This is a genomic window from Bradyrhizobium sp. 613_E4_N2_2 (genome assembly GCF_052075995.1).
GTDB classification, from domain to species: Bacteria; Pseudomonadota; Alphaproteobacteria; order Rhizobiales; family Xanthobacteraceae; genus Bradyrhizobium; species Bradyrhizobium barranii.
On sequence record NZ_CP197234.1, the window covers coordinates 1,958,123 to 1,978,634 of the forward strand.

Annotated in this window: 18 protein-coding genes; 13 read left to right on the forward strand and 5 right to left on the reverse strand. The window is 63.1% G+C overall.

Annotated elements, in window-relative coordinates:
- Positions 1 to 134 precede the first annotated feature (134 nt).
- The 4 genes from AB7290_RS09230 to AB7290_RS09245 all read left to right on the forward strand — a co-directional run bounded on the left by AB7290_RS09230 (position 135) and on the right by AB7290_RS09245 (position 6,013).
- Positions 135 to 1,058, forward strand: a complete 924-nt coding sequence (locus AB7290_RS09230; RefSeq protein ID WP_085405181.1) for a helix-turn-helix domain-containing protein — start codon at positions 135 to 137, stop codon at positions 1,056 to 1,058.
- 160 nt (positions 1,059 to 1,218) lie between these two features.
- Positions 1,219 to 1,656 (forward strand): hypothetical protein, encoded by a 438-nt coding sequence (locus AB7290_RS09235; protein WP_244623163.1) that lies wholly within the window; start codon positions 1,219 to 1,221, stop codon positions 1,654 to 1,656.
- 197 nt (positions 1,657 to 1,853) lie between these two features.
- Entirely contained in the window at positions 1,854 to 2,369 is a 516-nt protein-coding gene (locus tag AB7290_RS09240) for a hypothetical protein (protein WP_063981455.1), read from the forward strand.
- A 314-nt stretch (positions 2,370 to 2,683) separates the two neighbouring features.
- Positions 2,684 to 6,013: an adenylate/guanylate cyclase domain-containing protein gene (locus tag AB7290_RS09245; protein ID WP_085405180.1), complete on the forward strand. Its 3,330-nt coding sequence runs from the start codon at positions 2,684 to 2,686 to the stop codon at positions 6,011 to 6,013.
- Between the two features lie 42 nt (positions 6,014 to 6,055).
- On the opposite strand, the gene AB7290_RS09250 is transcribed toward AB7290_RS09245, so the two are convergent.
- Positions 6,056 to 7,279 (reverse strand): polyhydroxyalkanoate depolymerase, encoded by a 1,224-nt coding sequence (locus AB7290_RS09250; protein WP_094184518.1) that lies wholly within the window; start codon positions 7,277 to 7,279, stop codon positions 6,056 to 6,058.
- A 169-nt stretch (positions 7,280 to 7,448) separates the two neighbouring features.
- Here AB7290_RS09250 and AB7290_RS09255 point away from each other — a divergent pair, with 169 nt between their 5' ends.
- Positions 7,449 to 8,105, forward strand: a complete 657-nt coding sequence (locus AB7290_RS09255) for a glutathione S-transferase family protein (RefSeq protein WP_085405179.1) — start codon at positions 7,449 to 7,451, stop codon at positions 8,103 to 8,105.
- A 280-nt stretch (positions 8,106 to 8,385) separates the two neighbouring features.
- On the opposite strand, the gene AB7290_RS09260 is transcribed toward AB7290_RS09255, so the two are convergent.
- Positions 8,386 to 8,610, reverse strand: a complete 225-nt coding sequence (locus AB7290_RS09260) for a hypothetical protein (RefSeq protein WP_041953164.1) — start codon at positions 8,608 to 8,610, stop codon at positions 8,386 to 8,388.
- Positions 8,611 to 8,795: 185 nt separating this feature from the next.
- Between AB7290_RS09260 and AB7290_RS09265 the strand changes: the two genes are divergently transcribed.
- Positions 8,796 to 9,152 carry a hypothetical protein gene (locus AB7290_RS09265; protein ID WP_085405178.1) on the forward strand — a complete coding sequence of 119 codons (357 nt, stop codon included), beginning with the start codon at positions 8,796 to 8,798 and terminating at the stop codon, positions 9,150 to 9,152.
- A gap of 9 nt (positions 9,153 to 9,161) precedes the next feature.
- On the opposite strand, the gene AB7290_RS09270 is transcribed toward AB7290_RS09265, so the two are convergent.
- Positions 9,162 to 10,265, reverse strand: a complete 1,104-nt coding sequence (locus AB7290_RS09270; protein WP_085405177.1) for a mandelate racemase/muconate lactonizing enzyme family protein — start codon at positions 10,263 to 10,265, stop codon at positions 9,162 to 9,164.
- A 170-nt stretch (positions 10,266 to 10,435) separates the two neighbouring features.
- On the opposite strand from AB7290_RS09270, the gene AB7290_RS09275 reads away from it, so the two are divergent.
- The 6 genes from AB7290_RS09275 to AB7290_RS09300 all read left to right on the forward strand — a co-directional run bounded on the left by AB7290_RS09275 (position 10,436) and on the right by AB7290_RS09300 (position 17,944).
- The gene (locus AB7290_RS09275) at positions 10,436 to 11,281 is read left to right on the forward strand and encodes an AraC family transcriptional regulator (RefSeq protein ID WP_085405176.1); all 846 of its coding nucleotides are present in this window, start codon (positions 10,436 to 10,438) and stop codon (positions 11,279 to 11,281) included.
- A 240-nt stretch (positions 11,282 to 11,521) separates the two neighbouring features.
- Entirely contained in the window at positions 11,522 to 12,448 is a 927-nt protein-coding gene (locus AB7290_RS09280) for an SMP-30/gluconolactonase/LRE family protein (protein ID WP_085405175.1), read from the forward strand.
- Positions 12,449 to 12,605: 157 nt separating this feature from the next.
- On the forward strand, positions 12,606 to 13,199 hold the full coding sequence (locus AB7290_RS09285; protein WP_028147003.1) for a GNAT family N-acetyltransferase: 594 nt from the start codon (positions 12,606 to 12,608) through the stop codon (positions 13,197 to 13,199).
- A 14-nt stretch (positions 13,200 to 13,213) separates the two neighbouring features.
- Positions 13,214 to 14,860 (forward strand): GMC family oxidoreductase, encoded by a 1,647-nt coding sequence (locus AB7290_RS09290; RefSeq protein ID WP_085405174.1) that lies wholly within the window; start codon positions 13,214 to 13,216, stop codon positions 14,858 to 14,860.
- A gap of 993 nt (positions 14,861 to 15,853) precedes the next feature.
- A complete protein-coding gene (locus tag AB7290_RS09295; protein ID WP_085405173.1) occupies positions 15,854 to 16,864 on the forward strand; it encodes a hypothetical protein in 1,011 nt (336 codons plus the stop codon).
- 51 nt (positions 16,865 to 16,915) lie between these two features.
- Positions 16,916 to 17,944 carry a hypothetical protein gene (locus AB7290_RS09300; RefSeq protein WP_441253375.1) on the forward strand — a complete coding sequence of 343 codons (1,029 nt, stop codon included), beginning with the start codon at positions 16,916 to 16,918 and terminating at the stop codon, positions 17,942 to 17,944.
- Between the two features lie 66 nt (positions 17,945 to 18,010).
- On the opposite strand, the gene AB7290_RS09305 is transcribed toward AB7290_RS09300, so the two are convergent.
- Together AB7290_RS09305 and AB7290_RS09310 are read right to left on the reverse strand one after the other, a co-directional pair.
- On the reverse strand, positions 18,011 to 18,853 hold the full coding sequence (locus AB7290_RS09305) for an AAA family ATPase (protein WP_085405171.1): 843 nt from the start codon (positions 18,851 to 18,853) through the stop codon (positions 18,011 to 18,013).
- 92 nt (positions 18,854 to 18,945) lie between these two features.
- Positions 18,946 to 19,191 carry a GlsB/YeaQ/YmgE family stress response membrane protein gene (locus AB7290_RS09310; protein WP_028152331.1) on the reverse strand — a complete coding sequence of 82 codons (246 nt, stop codon included), beginning with the start codon at positions 19,189 to 19,191 and terminating at the stop codon, positions 18,946 to 18,948.
- A gap of 123 nt (positions 19,192 to 19,314) precedes the next feature.
- Between AB7290_RS09310 and AB7290_RS09315 the strand changes: the two genes are divergently transcribed.
- On the forward strand, positions 19,315 to 20,490 hold the full coding sequence (locus tag AB7290_RS09315; protein ID WP_028156289.1) for a vWA domain-containing protein: 1,176 nt from the start codon (positions 19,315 to 19,317) through the stop codon (positions 20,488 to 20,490).
- Positions 20,491 to 20,512: the final 22 nt, after the last annotated feature.

Consider the following 20,512-nt stretch of genomic DNA (forward strand, 5'->3'; position numbering starts at 1 on the left):
CGCGGCGGAGTGCGACCGGCTGCCACAATCTATATGCTAATCCGGCGAAGCTGGACCGTCTGCCGTCGATCTCCGATAATGCATCGACTCGGAAAGGCCGTCGCAGACGTGCCTTTCACGGATGGAATATTGAAATGACACAAGCAGGCGTCTACGGGCAGAGGCTCGGGCGGGGCCTTCACGTGAAGGAAGCTCCGGTTCTGATCACGCGCTCGCTGCGCAGCGCGGAGCTCGCGGTCACCGAAGTCCGCAATGACAAGCCGACGTCCGAACTTTCCGGCTCGTTGCCGGCTGAAGATGCTTACCTTGTCAGCCTGAAGCTCCGCGACTATCCCGCTTGCGAATGTTGGGAGGAAGGCCGCTACGTCACCAGGGAGGATATTCGTGCGGGCGCGACCTATCTGTACGACCTCAAGCGCGACCCGCGCTATGTGATCGACAAGCCGTTTCACTCGCTCTTCTTCTATTTGCCGCGCTCGGCCCTTCACGACATGGCGAGGCAACCCGGCGCGCCGCGCATTGGCGAGCTCAATTACGAGCCCGGTGTGGGGCATGACGACGGGGTCATCCGTCATATCGGCGCCAGCTTGCAGGAAGCACTGCGTCGGCCTGACGAGACCAACCAGCTTTTCGTCGATCACATGATGCTCGCGCTCACCGCCCACGTCGCCCAGACCTATGGCGGGCTGAAGCCTGTCGCTGAGCCTAACCGCGGCGGGCTCGCGCCATGGCAGGTGAAGCGCGCGTGCGACCGGCTCGACTCCGATCTCTCAGGCAAGGTCGCGCTGGAGCAGATCGCGACCGAACTCGGCCTCTCGGTCAGCCACTTTTCACGCGCATTCCGGATCTCCACCGGCCTGCCGCCGCATCAATGGCTGCTGCGCCAGCGCGTGAAGGCGGCCACGCAGCTGATGACGGTCCGCAACCTGCCGTTGTCCGAGATTGCGATCTCGGCCGGATTTGCCAATCAAAGCCATTTCACGCGGGTGTTCACCCAGATGGTTGGCGTCAGTCCGGGCGCATGGCGCCGCGAAACCCATGGCGGGCGGGACGAGTAGAGCGTTTTCGCGTCAAAATCAGAATCCAAATCAGTGCCGCTTCGCCAGCGAGATCGCGCGCTTCGTGCCCGTGAATTCGTGAGGCGCTGCGCTTCAGGGCAAGCATCCCGGCCATTCCTTCAGCAGGCGGCGACATCGCGCGAGGGAGGACGAAGCCAGGGTGAAGTCCGCCGATTTCCTGCACGAGGATTTCGCGCGGCGCATCCCAGCCGGCGATATCCACCTCAACGGGATGGCCCTGCTCGACCGTCCCGGCGATCGCACCATGGACGCGACCAGCGATGGCCGGACGAGGACAATCGCGACAATCTCGCCGACGGCATCGGCCATCCGCCTGACGAGATTTTTGCGGCGCGCCGCGGCCTACACGGCGCGAATCGATCTGGCGTGGCGCAACGCGGGACAGCTTGCGAACTCACGGCGCCTGTCAGTTCGCGCTTCTGCGCTCCCGCGTATGCAACGATGCAAACTTAGTCCTCCTGAGATCGTGACTGGATGGAGCGACAGGGAACAGGAGTATGTGAACAGTCTCATAGTCCATCACTCTCTTTTCGAGCTAACTCTCCCCCAAGAAATTGCTGCACCCGGAGCTGACTGACAGACACGGGTGAGATGCAATGCCTGCGAAGCCGCGAGCTCGCAGCTTTGGACTGGCTCTCGTCTTGGTTACGAGCAAGCCAGCCCCATCACTCAGCCACATCTTTTGGAAATTGGAATCAAGGGCATCGCGAAGCGCGTCCACGCAGCTTCTAATCGGGGTCGGCCGGTAGGCTGCTACTTATTGAGGAGCCCCCAATGAAGATAGGCAACGCAGTTTTCAGCGCATTTTCCCTAACGAGGTACGCCGGTAATCTTGGGATCGCCCGTTCCAGTCTTATCAAGTCGGCCCATCTCCTCGAAAGAATTGGGCTAGCAGCCGTTGGGGCCTCTTGCGGCCTCTATGTGGGTGCGACCCTGTTGCGTCAGAAAGGCGGGCTTTTTGAAAGCGGCTGGATCGTGCTGCTAACAATGCTCTACGGAGCTCTCAGCTATTATGTTGGAATTGATTTGTCCCGGTCTGTCGCTCGGAGGTCGATTTCGAGCACCTCGGAAGAATACAACGGCTCTGAGGTTGCTGAGATCATGAGTGCGGCCGGTACGTTCGGCGCGGCGATTGCAGCAACTCTGTCCGTCAGCATCCTTGTCCTTGATCAAAGCCTACCCAATGCGCTGATAGCGTTTCTCGCCGGCTGTTGGGTCGTTGGGTCTTCGCTTCAAGTTGCGGCGGGAACGATGGCGCGCAACTACGTAGTGCCCAAGGACGAAGAATGAAGACAATTGTGCTCACGGAAAAACGTCTGCTTGGCGTCGTGATGTGGGCACCAGTGCCAGTGCTGACGTCAGGTCTGAAGGCGAGTGGTTGACGGCTCATCGCAACTTCTGTCGTTCAACGCTGCGTGCAGACGATTTTTAGTAGCGCGACCGTTTGCATCGAGCAATGTCCTTGCTTGGAAGCGGCATCGGTACTGAGCAACCTAAGTTATCGCGCAACAAACAAGACGTGCCATCATGGTGGCGTTGGGATATTGTCCCCGCGCCGTGGTCCAAAATTCTGCTAACCGCCAACCGCACGATCGGTGGAGCCAATGCAGATTGCGGAGTGGCTCGAGAAGCTGGGGCTTGGACAATACGCAGAGCGTTTTGTCCAAAATGGGATCGACATGGGCGTCCTTCCCGAACTGATGGCCGAGGACTTCGATAAGCTCGGAGTCCTGCTTGGCCATCGCCGCAAAATGCTGCGTGCCATTGCCGACCTCGATCCAGCCGCGTTGATCGCATCGCCGGCTCCTCCTCACGACGCCGAGCGGCGTCACCTGACCGTTATGTTTTGCGACCTGGTCGGCTCGACTGCGCTCTCCGCGCGTCTCGATCCCGAGGATATGTGGGAAGTGATCCGGGCCTACCGCGCCGCTTGTGCGGGCGTCATCGCTGCTTATGACGGCAGGATCGCCAGGTTCGTCGGTGACGGAATACTGGTCTATTTCGGCTATCCCCGCGCCCACGAGGACGATGCGGAGCGCGCAGTGCGCGCGGGCCTCGACACCATCGCTGCGGTCGGGCGACTGAGGACGGGCGCGACCGAACGGGTTGAACTGCGGATCGCAATCGCGACCGGGCTTGTGGTGATCGGCGACCTCATCAGCGGCGATGCGTCGGAGGAGCACGCAACGGTCGGCGATACACCAAACCTTGCTGCCAGGCTTCAGAGCCTGGCCGAACCGGGAGTGGTCGTCGTCGCCTCGTCGACGCGCCGGCTGCTTGGCGATCTCTTCACTTTTCGCAATCTCGGCCGCCGCGAGGTCAAGGGGATAGCCGAACCCATCGCGGTCTGGGCGGTCGAGGGGGCGGCCGCATCGGAAAGTCGCTTCGAGGCGGTCCGCGCAGCGCGTTCGATCGGCTTTGTCGGTCGCAAGGAGGAGATCGAATTCACGCTCTCGCGCCAGCGGTTGGCATGGCAGGGGCAGGGCCAGATGGTGTTGATCTCCGGCGAAGCAGGCATCGGCAAGTCGCGCATTGTCGCAACGCTGTCCGAAAACCCCGCGTTGGGGGCGCATCGCCGGGTGCGATATCAGTGTTCGCCCTACCACACCAACAGCGCGCTTCATCCCTTTGTCGCGCAGCTGGAGCGCGCAGCCGGTATCCGCTCGCACGACACGCCGGGGCAAAAGCTCGACAAGCTTGAGGCAATGCTGGCGCTTGGAACGCAACAGGTCGCCCGGGCGACACCGCTCATTGCGGCTCTCCTTTCGATTCCAACCGGCGACCATTATCCGCCGCTTGGTTTGAGCCCGGCGCAGCAGCGGCGACAGACATTTGCCTCGCTTCTCGATCAGCTCGAGGGGTTGGCGCGAGAGCAGCCCCTGCTGGTTATCTGCGAGGATATGCATTGGGCCGATGCCACGACACTTGAACTGTTCGATCTCGGGGTCGACCGGATCAGGGGACTGCCGATACTCATGCTCATGACAGCCCGACCAGAGTTCGAGCCCTCCTGGTCGGGCCTCGCCAACGTCAGCCTGTTGCGGCTCGACCGGCTCGACCGGCAGGACACGCGTGCGCTGGTCGAGCAGGTGACCGTTGGCCGCCAGCTGCCGCGCGAGATGATGGAGCAGATCATCGACAAGACGGACGGCATCCCGCTATTCGTTGAGGAACTGACCAAGATGGTGCTGGAGTCCGGACTGCTCGTCGAAGATTCCGGACGCTACCGCCTCGATAGTCCGCTCCCGCCGCTCGCTATTCCCGCGACGCTGCAGGATTCGCTGATGGCGCGGCTCGACCGGCTGGCGCCCGTCAAGGAGGTGGCGCAGATAGGCGCCGCCATCGGCCGCGACTTTTCATACGCGCTGCTAAGATATGTGACGGGACGCGATGATCTGACGTTGAGCGCTGCGCTGGGGCAACTCGAAGAGGCGGAACTGCTGGTGCGTCGCGGGACACCGCCCGACGCAAACTATAGCTTCAGGCACGCTCTCGTTCAGGAAGCGGCCTATGAAGGCCTGCTCAAGAGCAAACGGCAGATGCTTCACAAGCGCATCGGCGATGTCCTGCGCGAGAAGTTTCCAGTCGTTGCCGAGACTGAGCCGGAAGTTCTGGCACACCACTTCACCGAGGCGGGGCTGAGCGAGATCGCCCTCGAATGGTGGCGCAAGGCGGGCCAGCAAGCACTGAAGCGCTCGGCCTATTCCGAGGCGATCGCGCATCTCGGCAAGGCGATTGCGTCCGCCGACGAGGTGCCGGATGATCCCCGCCGGATGATGAGCAGGCTGCATCTTCAAATCGAGTATGGCCGTGCATTGCGAGGCAGCCTCGGCCATAGCGCTCCCGAAACGGTAGCCGCATGGACGCGTGCCCGACAGTTCGCTGCCGACATCAATGATCCCGTTGAACTCGCGCCGGTCCATTCGGGTCTCTTCAATGCTTGCCTGACACACGGCGAACTCGCTCCGATGCTGGAGCTGGCGGATGCCATCAGGAGCGCCGCTGACCGACGACCGGACTCACCGGTGGCCGCTGTCGTTGCACATTGGACGGGCGGGGTTACCTGCTGGTTCGGCGGTGATTACTTGAACGCGAGGATGCATCTCGAGCAGGCACTCGAGATCTATGGTGCCGAGCCGGATCCCGCGACGTTCAGGGCTTCGGCACTGGATCTCCCGTTCGTGATCATGAGGTTTCTTGCCCTGGTGCTTTGGCCGCTTGGCAAGATCGCGCGCGCACGCCGCCTCGCCGCCGAAGCGGTGAGTGCTTCGGGAGAAAAACGGGCGCTGTCCCAGGCCAACGCGCTGGTTCATCGCGCCGTGTTCGACGGACTATGCGGAGGCGTGTTGCAGCAAACGGAGACGATCTTGGCGCTCGGTCTCGCGCGCGACCACACGATGCCGTTGTATGTGGCCGCCGGCACCTATCTGAATGGCCTCGCCAAGTGGCGTGCAGGCGACCAAATGACCGGACTGACGGAAATGCGTCGCGGCTGGACTTTGCTGCACGAGAATGACTGCTATCTCTGTGAGCCGTTTTGGGGGATGCACGTCGCCTTGGCGAACGCAGCGTCGGGCCAACTCGAAACCGGGCTGGAAATCTTGAGCGAATTGATCGCGTGGACCGGGCAATCCGGCCAGCATTGGCTTGATGCCGAGCTGCATCGCGCCCGCGGCGAGCTTTTGTCGCGTCTTGATCCTTCGGACGAAGCCAGTGCCGAAGCTTCCCTCAACCGAGCGCTTGAGATCGCACGACACCAGCAGACGAAGACTTTCGAGCTGCGCAGCGCCCTTGGACTTGCTCGCCTGCACAAGAGAAATGGCCGAGCAGGCGGGGTATCCGAAATGCTCGCTCCCGTGCTGGCCGAATTCGATGTGGAGCGAAATCTTTCTGAAGTCGTGGAAGCGAAAGAGCTGCTGGAGCAAGTGCATTAGGCACGTGCCGTTTTCCCCCAGTCGATGGGCGGGGAATGACAGTCAGGAATTCACGTGCACGAAATCCCGCAGCAGCGGATAGATCTCGTTATTCCACCGCTTGCCCGAGAACACGCCGTAGTGGCCGACGCCGGCCTGCATGTGGTGGACGCGGCGATAGGCGCGCACACCGGTGCAGAGGTCTTGCGCGGCGAGCGTCTGGCCGATCGAGCAGATGTCGTCCTTCTCGCCTTCGACCGTCATCAGTCCCATGCGGCTGACGGCCTTGGTGTTCACGGGACGGCCACGGTGCATCAACTTGCCTTGCGGCAACAGGTGCTCCTGGAACACGTCACGCACGGTCTCGATGTAGAACTCGGCCGGCAGGTCCATCACGGCGAAATATTCGTCGTAGAAGGTCTTGATGCTGGCGGCCTTCTCCTTCTCGCCCTTGGCGATATGGTTGGCGAGATCCATGTGCTGCTTGATATGGCGCTCGAGATTCATCGAGACGAACGCCGTGAGCTGGACGAAGCCGGGATAGACCTTGCGGAGCGCGCCGCGGCATTGCACCGGCACGTAGTTGATCAGGTTCTGCTCGAACCAGTCGATCGGCCTGCTCTTGGCGAACTCGTTGACCCTGGTCGGCTGGATGCGCGTGTCGATCGGACCCGCCATCAGCGTCAGCGTCGCAGGCCGCGAGGGGTGGTTGCCCTCGCACATGACCGCGGCGGCCGCCAGGGCCGAGACCGAGGGCTGGCAGATCGCGACCATGTGCGGACGCGGGCCCAATTGGCCGAGGAAGTCGATGAGATGATCGGTGTAGTCGTCGAGCCCGAAGCGGCCTTCGCGGCGTGGAATGTCGCGCGGATTGTGCCAGTCGGTGATGTAGACGTCGTGATCCTGCAGCAGCGTTTTCACGGTGCCGCGCAGCAGCGTGGCGAAATGGCCCGACATCGGCGCCACCAGCAGCATGCGCGGCTGCTCCGGCACGCCGTCCTTCCTGAAGTGCAGCAGCGAGCCGAACGGCGTCGCGTAGGCGACCTCCTCGGTGACGCCGACCTCGCGGTTGCCCACCATCACGCTGTCGATGCCGTAGGCCGGACGGTGATAGGTGAGGGTGGAGCGCGAGATCAGCTCCAGCGCGGCCGAGAGCCGGCCGACGACCTGATCCGATAGGCCCTGCGGCACCAGATGGAGGAATCTGAGCGCGGACGAAGCTCCCGCCCGCCACGGCGCGGTGAGGTCCATATGGTTCTGAAAGGCCTGATAATACATCGACATCATACTGAAACGCCCACCTTCCCGTGCTGTCATGCAATATCGAAGCCAAACGGGAGCCCTGCCGCCCTCAAAACTGGCACATCGCTTGCTCCTCTTTTTGCGGGAAGCACAGGTCATGAGCACTCCCGCGGGCCGGGCGGCGTGCAAGTCACAGGCGTAGGGAATGGGCCATATGGCGAAGGCGACACTGACCATCAGCAGCAAGAACTATTCGTCCTGGTCGCTGCGCGGCTGGCTGCTGACGAAATTTTCCGGGCTCGATTTCGAGGAGATCGTCACCGCGCCGGACGACGCGTCGGCACGCGCCGAAATCCTGCTGCTGTCGTCGTCGATCCTGGTGCCATGCCTGCGCCACGACGGCGCCGTGGTCTGGGATACGCTGGCGATCGCCGAATATCTCAACGAGGCGATGCCGGAAGCCGGTCTATTGCCTGATGACCGCGTCCAGCGGGCGCATTGCCGCTCGATCTGCGGCGAAATCCATTCCGGCTTCACAACGTTGCGCGCTTCGCTGCCGGTCAATCTGAAGGGGCACTTCCCCGGCTTCAAGATCTGGTCGCGCGCGCAGGCCGATATCGACCGCGTCTGTTCCATCTGGCGCGACTGCCTGGAGAAATCAGGCGGACCCTTCCTGTTCGGCGCGAGGCGCACCATGGCGGATGCGATGTATGCCCCCGTGGTGACGCGCTTCGTGACCTATGACGTCAAGCTCGAGCCGCTGCTGAAGGCCTATGCCGATACCATCATGGCCATGCCCGAGATGAAGGAATGGATCGCGGCGGCCAAGGATGAGCCGGCCGAGATCGAGGAGCTCGAGGTCGAATATTAGGCAGGCCTGGCGCCCGCCTGCCTGTTTTGGGAGCGAGACCAGGGCTGCCGCAGCCGGCTGCCATGTCTTTGAAGCCGTTAACTTTTAGCACCCGCAGCCGGCTCGGGCCGGCCCACGTGCTGCGCAGATATTGTATACGCGTGCGGGCTTGTTGCGACATCTAGCCGTGAACAGCTGCGTACACGGCGTTCCGGCTGATTCGGACGTGATTCGTTCGGGCCGCGTTCCGTTCGTTAAGGCAGAGCGCGGCCCCGTTGCATTTTGAGACAGACGCCGCTCGTTAGGCGAAGCCCGAGTGCTTGGCGCGCGGCACGCGCCAGCCGATCACAGTGGCTTCCACCGGGACGCCGGCCGCGTCGTTCTGCCAGCGGCCCTCGACATAGCGGCAGGCGAACGGCAGTTGATACGTTCCGCTGTGGTCCTCGCACAGCACCTCCACCGGCAGGCCAGGTGGCGGTTCGCCGGCGCCATCGAATTCCGCCAGACGTCTATCGCGCGTTGCCATTCCAAAAATCTCCCCTAATCAAAGTCGCGGAAAGAGCGCCCACTTTCTTCCGCGCACGGTTCACTGCTCCCCGTCCAAGGGAACAAGCCAAGCTCAACGCGAGAATGCGGTACGAGTGTGGTAGCCTCCGGCGTCGGCGAGCAAAAAGCGCACATTGCCGTGATTGATTTGGACGAGGAACCTGCATGTCGCTTCGAAGTGCCGGCGTTTGTTTCGCGATGTTGTTGCTCGCCACGCTGGCGATTGCGCCGGTCCGCGCGCAAGACGTGCCCGGCATCGAGATCTGTACCGTCGAGAAGACCATGGAGCGGCGCACGAGCTGCCTGCAGAGCAACGTCGACTTCCTGCAGAAGACGATCACCAAGCTGACGCTCGATCATCAGCAGAAGCTCGATGCCGCCAACCGCCAGATCGACGCGCTGAAGACGACTGTGGCCGGCCTGCAGAAGACGCTGGGCGATCTCCAGGCTGCACAGGTGAAGATCGCGGACGATCTGAAGAAGAAGCAGGACGCGCCGCCACCGAAGGATGCGGCGAAATAGGCGTCGCCGTCACGCCACGCGGTAGCGCTCCATCACGCCGCGATCGGGCTCATAGCCGAGCCCGGGTCCCGAGGGCACCGCGACGTGGCCGGTGGTATCGACATCGGCGCGGCCGCCCCACAGACACGCTTCGCGTTTCAGATAGAACATCTCGACCAACCCGTCGTCACGCGTCGCCAGCAGGTGCAATGTCGCCAGCAGGCCCGGACCGAAATACGGGGAGTGCGGAACGATCTTGACGCCGAGCTGATCGGCGAGTGCGGCGACCTTCAAAAATTCCGTGATGCCGCCGACCTTGGTCACCGACGGCTGGGCGTGGCTCACCGCGCCTGCATTCATCATCTGGCGGAATTGATACTCCGTGCAGGCGTTCTCGCCGGCGGCGACGCCGAGCCCGCCCTTGCGGCGGACCTCGGCGAGCGTGGTAAAATCCTCCGGCGGCCAGACCGGCTCTTCCAGAAACATCGGCTGCGCGTCCTCGCACGCCTTCGCGAATGCGATCGCCTGCTCGCCTGTGAGCGGGCAGTTCATGTCGACCATCAGCGGGATGCCGGGCCCAATGGCCTCGCGCGCGGCAAACACCGCCGGCGTCGTGGTCTCGTGCAGCTTGATGGCGCCATAGCCGAGCGCGAGCGCCTTCTTGCATTCGCCCGTGATGTTCTCAGGCGAGCCGATCCGCAGCAGGCTCGCATAGGCGGGGATGTTCGAGCGCTTGCTTGCTCCGAGCAGGCGATGCAGCGGCGCGCCCTCGATCTTCGCAGCCAGGTCCCACAGCGCGATGTCGAGCCCTGATATCGCGAACATGGTGATGCCGTAGCGGCCGAACAGATGCAGGTTGCGCTGGATCTGTTCCATCACCGCGGGAATGCCGGCGGCATCGGGAACCTTCAGCCCGCGGGCCTGCGGCGCGATCATCTCCTCGACGGCGCTTCGCGTGGTGCGGGGGGAGACATAGGCAAAGGCATCGCCCCAGCCGGTCAGTCCGGCATCGGTCGTGACCTCGACCAGCACCATGTCGAGCGCGGAGATTGCGGACGCGCCCTGGCGAAAGCTCGCGACACCGGCGTCATAGGGGATGCGGATATGGTGCGCCCGCACATCGGTGATTTCCATGACGCGGTTCCTCTTTCTGGTGAGCGGTTGCGATGAGTGTAGCTGCGAATGCCGGGGCGTTGCCAGTGGCTATTCCGGAACTATTCTCATGCAAGGACAGCAATGCCGATCAAGCGAGGCGGTGGCCGTCAGCGCATCATCGCCAGGCTTCGAACGAGGGCCCTTGACGCATGAACCCAGCCCAGCGCGCGCTCTGGTATATCGAGAGCCATCTGGCCGAGCCGATGACGCTCGACGAGATTGCTGCGATATCTGGCGTGTCGCGGTTCCACATCGTGCGGGCGTTTGCCGCAGCCACCGGACTTCCTGTGATGCGCTACGTGCGCGCGCGGCGGTTGACGGAAGCGGCGCGCAGTCTTGCGAACGGCGCGCCGGACATCCTGTCGCTGGCGCTGGAGGCGGATTACGGCTCGCACGAAGCGTTCACCCGCGCGTTCCGCGACCAGTTTGGCACCACACCCGAAGCGGTGCGGGCGGCAACGCGCCTCGACAAACTCAAGCTTCAGGAGCCGATCCTCATGGACTCCACCATGCTCGACCACCTCGTCCCGCCGCGTTTCGAAACCGCGAAGGCCTTCCTCGTCGCCGGCCCCGCCGAGCGCATCTCCTGCGACAACGGCGCCGCCATTCCGGGGCTGTGGCACCGCTTCCATCAGGAGGTCGCCGACGTTCCCGCGCGCGTCGGCCAGGGAAAATCTCAAGTCGCCTATGGCGTCTGCTGCAACGGCGATGATTCCGGCAATTTCGACTACATCGCCGGCGTCGAGGTCGCCGATTTCTCCGACCTGCCGCGCCGCTTCGGTCGCATCCGCATTCCCGAGCAGCGCTACGCGGTGTTCACCCACACCGAGCACGTCGCCTCGATCCGCCGCACCGTCAACACGATCTGGAATCAGTGGCTGCCGGCGTCCGGCCTGAAGGCCGCGGATGCGCCGAACTTCGAGCGCTATGACGAGAAATTCGATCCCGCGACCGGCAATGGCGGCTTCGAGATTTGGATACCAGTGCGGGAGTAAGCACGATCCGGACCCGAAGGGCCGCGTTCGCGCAAAGTGCGCAGCGGTTTTCCGAAGAGATCATGCTCAAGCAAGACCTAAAGCGCGATATGTCATCGCGCTTTACGTTGCAACGCTGGCATACCATCCCGCTTGCTTGGCAAGCCCCGGCGACTTTGTCATAACCGCAGGCAAATCTTGCGTGTGGGGCCCGTGCCGGACATCCCGTGCAAGCCATAACAAGCAGCCGGGAGGGTCCCCATGTCCAACGTTCGCATTCTCGCCACCGACCTCGAATTTCCCGAAGGGCCGGTGGTGATGCCGGACGGCTCGGTCGTGCTGGTGGAAATTCGCGGCCAGCGCCTGACCCGAATCCATCCCGACGGCCGCAAGGAGGTCGTCGCCAAGGTGCCGGGCGGCCCGAACGGCGCAGCCCTCGGCCCCGACGGCAAGATCTACATCTGCAACAATGGCGGCTTCTCCTGGATTCCGACCGGCAAGATGATCATGCCCGGCCCGCAGCCGGACAGCTATCTCGGTGGCTCGATCCAGCGCGTCGATCTGCAATCGGGCAAGGTCGAGACCGTCGTGACCAAATGCGGCGAGCACGATCTGCGCGGGCCGAACGACCTCGTCTTCGACAAGCATGGCGGCCTCTGGTTCTCCGATCTCGGCAAGCGCCGCGCCCGCGAGATGGATGTCGGCGGCATGTATTATCTCAAGCCCGGCATGACCGAGATCGTCGAGGTCGTGCATGGCGTGCTGCCGGCCAACGGCATCGGCCTGTCGCCGGACGAGAACACCGTCTACATCGCGGAGACCCCGACGGGGCGGCTCTGGGCCTATGAGCTGTCCGCGCCCGGCACGCTTAAGCCGCGCGAGGTGATCTACCGTGGCGAGCGCGGCAAGCCGATCTGCGGCCTCGGCGGCTACCAGATGTTCGACTCGCTCGCGGTGGAGGCGAACGGCAATGTCTGCGTCGCCACCCTGGTCTCCGGCTGCATCTCGGTGATCGCGCCTGACGGGACCCTGGTCGAGCAGGTCCCGACCGGCGATCGCGTCACCACCAACATCGCCTTCGGCGGTCCCGAGCTCAAGACCGCCTACATCACGCTCTCAGGCAAGGGCGAACTGATCGCCATGGACTGGCCGCGCTGCGGTTTGCCGTTGAACTTTCTGAATAAGTGAATGTATCTGAGCAGCCGTGCCGATGCGTCGGTCGTCATTCCGGGATGCGTGCGCCAGCACGCAGGCCCGGAATCCATAACCCCGAGCGGTGATTATGGATTCCGGGCTCGCGACGTCGTCGCGCCTCGGAAGGACGGCAGTCATTATGGAGAGAGAAATGCCCTGGCCTGATCCCGTCACCCTGCGTGGGCAGCACGCCCGTCTCGAGCCGCTGTCGAAAGAGCATCGCGAGGGGCTGGTGGAGGCCGTGAAGGACGGCGAGCTCTACACGATCTGGTACACCGCGATCCCGACGCCGGAGAACGTGGCCAAGGAGATCGACCGCCGCTTGGGCCTCCAGGCCGCAGGCTCGATGCTGCCGTTCACCGTGTTCGATGCCGGCGGCAAGATCGTCGGCCAGACCACCTATATGAACATCGATGCCGCCAACCGCCGCGTCGAGATCGGCTCGACCTGGTATGCGAAGAGCGCGCAGCGCGGGCCGCTCAACACGCAGTGCAAGATTCTGCTGCTGACCCACGCCTTCGAGACGCTGAACTGCATCGCGGTCGAATTCCGCACGCATTTCTTCAACCACCAGAGCCGCCGCGCCATCGAGCGCCTGGGCGCCAAGCAGGACGGCATTCTGCGCAGCCACCAGGTCACGCCGAACGGCACGCTGCGGGACACCGTGGTTTACAGCATCACCGCCGCCGAATGGCCGACGGTGCGGACGCATTTGAACTATCAACTCAACGACAAGCCGCGCTGAGCGGCCGAGGCACCATGGACAGATTCGATTATGTGATCGTCGGCGCGGGCTCCGCCGGCTGCGTACTGACCAGCCGGCTCAGCGAAGATCCGAACGTGAGCGTCTGCGTGCTCGAGGCGGGCCCGAGCGACTGGCATCCCTACATCCATCTGCCGGCGGGCTTCATCAAGACCTTCCACATGAAGAGCATCAACTGGGCCTACCAGCAGGAGCCGGGGCCCTACACCGGCGGGCGCAGCATCTATGCGCCGCGCGGCAAGACGCTCGGCGGCTCGTCCTCGATCAACGGCCACATCTACAATCGCGGCCAGCGGATGGATTTCGACACCTGGGCGCAGATGGGCAATCGCGGCTGGGGTTATGCCGACGTGCTGCCTTACTTCAAGCGGCTGGAAAAGCGGGTCGGCGAGGGCGAGGACACCTATCGCGGCCGCGACGGCAACCTCACCGTCACCACCATGGACTGGCGCGATCCGCTCTGCGAGGCCTTCATGGAAGGCGCGGTCTCGCTCGGCATTCCCCGCAACCCCGATTACAACGGCGCTAAGCAGGAAGGCGTCTCCTACTGCCAGCGCACCATCGACAAGGGCCTGCGCGTCTCCGGCTCGACCGCGTTCCTCAAGCCCGCGATGAAGCGCCCGAACGTGCATGTGCACACCCACGCGCACGCGACAGAGATCATTTTTGAAGGCAAGCGCGCCGTCGGCGTGCGCTACAGCAAGGGCGGCCGCGGCGGCACGCCGGTCGAAGTGCGCGCCAACAAGGAAGTGATCCTGTCCGGCGGCACCTATAATTCGCCGCAGCTGCTTCAGCTCTCCGGAATCGGCTCACCCGATCTGCTCGGCGCGCAAGGGATCGCGGTGCGCCATGCGCTGCCGGTCGGCGAAGGTCTGCAGGATCATTACGCCCCGCGCACCGTAGCGCGCGTGAAGGACATCAAGACCATCAACGAGCTCCGCCGCGGCTTCTCGTTGTGGATCGAGGCTCTGAAATGGGCGACCGCGCGCCGCGGCCTGCTCTCGCTGTCGCCGACCATGGTCTATTGCTTCTGGCACTCCGGCGAGAGCGCGGACTCGTCCGACTTGCAACTCACCTTCACGCCGGCGAGCTACAAGGAAGGCGTGCAGGGCCAGCTCGAGGACGAGCCCGGCATGACGGTGGCGTCCTGGCAGCAGCGCCCGGAGAGCCGCGGCTATGTCCGCATCCGCTCCAACGATCCGTTCGCGCCGCCGATCATCCAGACCAACTATCTCGACGCCGAGCTCGACCGCCGCGTCATCGTCGGCGGCATGAAGCTCGCGCGCAGGCTTTTGAAGAGTGCGCCGCTGTCGCCCTATTACGCCTACGAGGATTTCCCCGGCCCCAACATCAACACCGACGACGAATTCCTCGCCGCCGCCACCGAACGCGGCACCACCACTTTCCACCCCGGCTGCACCTGCCGCATGGGCCCGGCGGACAGCACGTGGGCGGTGGTCGACGACCAGCTCCGCGTCCACGGGTTGGAGGGCCTCCGCGTCATCGACGCCTCCGTGATGCCGCGCATGATCTCGGCGAATCTCAACGCCTCCACCATGATGATCGCGGATCGTGCCTCGGACCTGATCCGCGGCAAGCAGCCGATAGAAGCCGCGCGGATTCCGGACGCCGCAGTGGCGTAGGGTGGCGTAGGAAGGTCTCATGCCCCGGACGCTGCGCAGCGCTCCCGGCGATGCGAAGCATCGTCCGATGCGGTGCACTGCAGAGCCGGGGCCCATGTGACCGAGAGCGCGATCGTACGCGTGGGTCCCGGCTCTGCGCAGCAGCGTTGCACGCTGCAGCGCGTCCGGGACACCGAGAGCGTTGCATGTCGCGGTGGTTTAGCCCGTCGGGCAAAACACCCCGTCACCCGTCAATCCCTTCCCACAAAAATATTCCACTTTACCGAAATTCGGAATTGCGGCATAGATCGAAACAGCCCGGTCCGAGGAAGAGGGGCGGTTCGCGAGTCGTTCGAAACGCGGGCCGGGTTGCGGTGGACGCGGCAGCGTCGGGCGCGAGAGGCTAAGGGCAGGGCGGATTGCTCTCCGTGAGCCCTGAGGCTTCGTGCGGACGAGCGGCGCTGTGTGCGTACGGCAAAATCGTGTGGTCCTGGCCGTCGTTGCTACGGTCAAGCTCTTGCGGATGCGGCATTTGCGTCAACCGGCGCGGTGTCGGCGACTTTCGCAGGGGTGAGGGAGGCCAGAACGAACTCGGCTCCCGGGAGAGCACGGCATACGCCGTCCGACCACTGCGCAGGGAAGGCCGTGTGTTTGGCTTCACCTGTATGCCGCTGTGCAGTTCTTCTGCGTGTGCTTTCGCACAGCGGACCGTGGGTGCCAGCCGGCACCCGGCCTTCCCTGCGCCCTCTTTCCTGGAGGGCGTAACGGAGACAGCAAAGCTCGGGCGAAATGCGCCGCGAGGATGCTGCGGCGCGTCTGCGCTCGCAATGACGATGTGGAGAGTGTGCGCTTTCCCTCTTTCCTCGAGCGCGGGCTCCTCGGGACATTCACCCTTAAATTGCGGGATGCGCCTTGACGTAGTAGAAACAGCAGATGCGCTTCATCTCAATACTCTGCCTCTTGATTCTCACGATCTCTCCCTGCTTTGCCCAGTCTCCCCGGGCTTCCGCAGAGGTGACGACCCTGATCAGCCAGGGGCCTCTGCTCGCGGTGCTCGATCATGACAATTCATCCGCGCTTTCGCTGGTGACCCTGTTCAGGAAAATTCACGCCGCGCAAAAGCTGCCGCAGCCGGCGGTCGCGGACGGCCCGACGCGGGCGAGCGATTTGTCTCAATTCAGTGGGACCTACGCGCAGTTTGCTGCCGTGATGTCCGCCGACATCACGCGTATCACAGCGGGACTCGGCATCGATTGGGAAAAGGAGATCCTGAAAACCTACGACCCGAAGTCGGCCAAAACGGACGCTGGCAAGACGCTGCGGCTGAATGGCAATGTTGCGCGCGTGTTTAACGAGAGATGGCTCGGTTCCAGCGACGGATTGTTCCTCCTGTCGGGCGTAGTCAATCGGATGGACCGCCGCGATTTCAATTCCGCGCATTGCGGCGAATTGCGTTTCATCTACCGGCTCGGCTACGAAGTGAGGATGAACGGCAAGACTTACGCGTCGCGCATGCCGTTCACCGTGAACATGGTGTTCAGTTACGCGGATGACGGCAGGAATTGCCAGAACGTCGCCTCGCTCTGGCGCGTCGCCGGGATCGATACTGACGATCCGGCAGTGGTTGCCCAACGCCTGCTGCAGGGGCCGCTGGATTTTTCGCGACTAATCTTCAAGCAGATGGAGATCAATGCGCAGGTGGTGCGCTTCCCATCAGACCTCGAAAACATGGAGAACCGCAAATTCGCCGGACAGGCGATCTACTGGATGCGGATCTTCGCGCTGAGGGATGGCAAGTTTCAGCCGACACGGCTGGAAAATACGCCCGATGTGCAGGCAATCCTGAAGGATCCCGCCAAACAGAAGCAGTTGCAGGACTATCTCGCAGGCCACATCGCCGAGATCGACAACGGCACCTTCAGGATACCGGAGAGCCTGGAGGCCGATATCGCGCTGAGTTTTTCCACTGCCGGCAGCGCGCGCATGGCCAATCGTCCCTTCGATCTCGCAATCGGCAGCGAGTAGGCGGCACGGATCGTCGCGGCGGCGGGTGTCCCCGGGAGGTCACCAAAATTCGTGCAATCCGGCGCGGGTCTGCTCGAACGCCTGAACACGTCGTCCTGCATGGGCTGCCATCAATCATCCTCGACCGCCGGATTCCATTTTCTCGGCGTGGACCGGTTCGATTTCGGCCGCGACGCGGACGCCATCAGAAACGCCCTTGACGGTAACGAGTTGCAATTGCCGTTCTCGCCCCATGTCTACGCGGAACTTGTTCGCCGCAAGGACTATGTCGAGCGGGTTTCGCTCGGTCAGGCGCCGAACAGTTTTCGCCCGCATCCTTCGGCGCCCCCGGCGGCCTGGGAGAGCGGAAATCCGGCCTATGTTGTCGCCGGCGACAACATGCCGTGCCCTTTGAATGCGGATCTGGCGCAGGCCGCGAAATGGAGCTGCAATGCCACGCGTAACCTCACTTGTCAGGCGTTGGTGACGAACGCTGCGACTTCCTCCAATCTCGGCCAATGCGTGGCCGCGGCACAGAATGTCGCCGCCGGTTTGAGCTGCCGCTCAAACGTCATCGAGGACTCCACAGCGAAGACCGCCGCCAACAACCCGCTCGGCTTCAACCTGCGCGCGTTCAGCGACCGCGTCAGCAAGGAAGAACTCGTCTACAAGCTGTCGGAAGGAAAATTGAGCGGCTACGGCTACAACTGCCGTCCAACGAAGATCGGCGTGCCGCTGGGCCGCGTCACGCGTCCCTGCAAGCCCGAGGAGGCGTCGCTGGCGGTGATCCGGCCGGGCAGCGTGCCCGAGGAAATCTGCGCGATCGTCGGAGGCAAGGGCTTTGAGCAGATGGCCAAGGGATATTTCGACAGCGGCATTTTCGCCGCTGGCGTCGGCCGCGGCCTCCTGAACACATGCTCGCCGTCGCGGTTTTGCCGCGAGGACTATATTTGCCAGCAGATGCCGGATTTTGTCTCGAGTGTAAGGTTCAACGTCAGTGCCCCGGCGTTGAATAACTTGAGAAGCCGAAAGATCGGGTTCTGTACCCCAACCTATTTCGTTTATCAGCTCCGCCTTGACGGTCATCCGAATCCGAGATGACGCGGGGAAGCGCGGCCCAGAGTAGCGGTAGGAATTGCGGTCAGGTTGTCTCTGCGCGCTTGCAGATCAAACCTCCCTCCGGCTCAAAAACGCCAGCCGCTCGAACAGGTGCACGTCCTGCTCGTTCTTGAGCAGCGCGCCGTGCAGCGGCGGGATCAGCTTGCGCGGGTCGCGTTCGCGCAGTTGCTCGACGCTCATGTCCTCGTTGAGCAGCAGCTTGAGCCAGTCGAGCAGCTCGGAGGTTGAGGGCTTCTTCTTCAGACCTGGCACCTCGCGCACCTCGAAGAAGATGCGCAGCGCTTCCTCGACCAGGCGCTTCTTGATGCCGGGGAAATGGACGTCGACGATGCGGCCCATCGTGTCGGCGTCGGGAAACTTGATGTAGTGGAAGAAGCAGCGGCGCAGGAAGGCGTCCGGCAGCTCCTTCTCGTTGTTGGAGGTGATCATCATGATCGGGCGCTGCTTCGCCTTGATCGTCTCGCCGGTCTCGTAGACATGGAATTCCATGCGGTCGAGCTCGAGCAGCAGGTCGTTCGGGAATTCGATGTCGGCCTTGTCGATCTCGTCGATCAGGAGCACCGGGCGCTGCTCGGCGGTGAAGGCGTCCCACAGCTTGCCGCGCTTGATGTAGTTCTTGATGTCGGAGACACGGGCATCGCCGAGCTGGCTGTCGCGCAGGCGCGACACCGCATCGTATTCATAGAGGCCCTGCTGCGCCTTGGTGGTGGACTTGATGTGCCAGGTCAAAAGCGGCGCGTTCAGCGCCTTCGCCACTTCCTCCGCCAGCACGGTCTTGCCGGTGCCGGGCTCGCCCTTGATGAGCAGCGGCCGCTCCAGCACGATTGAGGCATTGACGGCGACCTTGAGATCGTCGGTCGCAACATAGTCCTTGGTGCCGGTAAATTTCATCGCGCGTCCTTGTTGGTCGTCGGCCGGGCATCGCCCTGGTCCAACAAACGGAACGGCCGCTCATGGCGGCCGTTCCTGGTTCGGTCAGGCTTTCAGACCCGTTTTATCAGCGAAAGGATGACGAGCACAATCACCGCGCCGATGGTGGCGTCCACGATCGCGCCGATCGTGCCGGTGGCCAGCGCAATATGCAGTTGCGGCAGCACCCAGCTCGCCACCAGCGCGCCGATGATGCCGACCACCATGTTGCCGATCAGCCCAAATCCCGCCCCATGGACAATCTTGCCGGCAAGCCAGCCGGCGATCGCGCCAATGATGAGCGCCGCGAGAATTCCCATTGCAAACGTCCCCAAAACAACCCCGTGAGACGGTCAATTCTAGAGCAAAAAGCCGACCGGTCCAGCGTCCCGCGCCGGGCTGCGCCCCTTGACGTTCGCCCCCCGACGGGCAATCTGTCACCCATGTTCCTGCAATTCTTCACTTCTCTGCGCGATGCGCAGGTCCCCGTGACGCTGCGCGAATACCTCACGCTGATGGAGGCGCTCGACGCTGATCTGTCGGACTACTCGGTCGAGAATTTCTACTATCTGTCGCGCACCTCGCTGGTGAAGGACGAGCGTAACCTCGACAAGTTCGACCGCGTCTTCGGCACGGTGTTCAAGGGGCTGGAAAGCCTGCTCGACGCCATGGAGAAGGCGGAGATCCCCGAGGAGTGGCTGAAGAAGCTCGCCGAGAAATACCTCAGCGAGGAGGAGAAAAAGCAGATCGAGGCCATGGGCTGGGACAAGCTCATGGAGACGCTGAAGAAGCGCCTCGAGGAGCAGAAGGGCCGGCACCAGGGCGGCTCGAAGTGGATTGGCACTGCCGGCACCTCGCCGTTCGGCGCCCACGGCTACAATCCCGAAGGCGTCCGCATCGGCCAGGAGAAGAACCGCAACAACCGTGCCGTGAAGGTGTGGGACAAGCGCGAGTTCAAGGATCTCGACGGCAATGTCGAGCTCGGCATCCGCAACATCAAGGTGGCGCTGCGGCGCCTGCGCAAGTTCGCGCGCACCGGCGCGCCTGACGAACTCGATCTCGACACCACCATCCGCGAGACTGCCAATCACGGCTATCTCGACGTCCACATGCGGCCCGAGCGGCGCAATGCGGTGAAGCTGCTGGTGTTCTTCGACATCGGCGGCTCGATGGATTCGCATATCGAGCAGGTCGAGGAGCTGTTCTCGGCGGCGAAGAGCGAGTTCAAGCACATGGAGTATTTCTACTTCCACAATTGCCTCTATGAGGGCGTGTGGAAGCAGAACAAGCGCCGCTTCACCGACCGCACGCCGACCTGGGACGTGCTGCACAAATACCCGCACGACTACAAGGTCGTGTTCGTCGGCGACGCATCGATGTCGCCTTACGAGATCATGGTGCCGGGCGGCTCGGTCGAGCATGTCAACGAGGAGCCGGGCTCGGTCTGGCTCGACCGCATCATCCGCACCTATCCGCATACGGTGTGGCTCAATCCGGTGCAGCAGAAGCACTGGGACTATTCGGAATCGACCACCATCATCAAACGCATCTTTGCCAACCGCATGTACCCGATCACGATCGAGGGTCTTGAGGGTGCGATGAAGGAATTGACGCACTAGCTGCACGCGCCGTCAGTCCGGA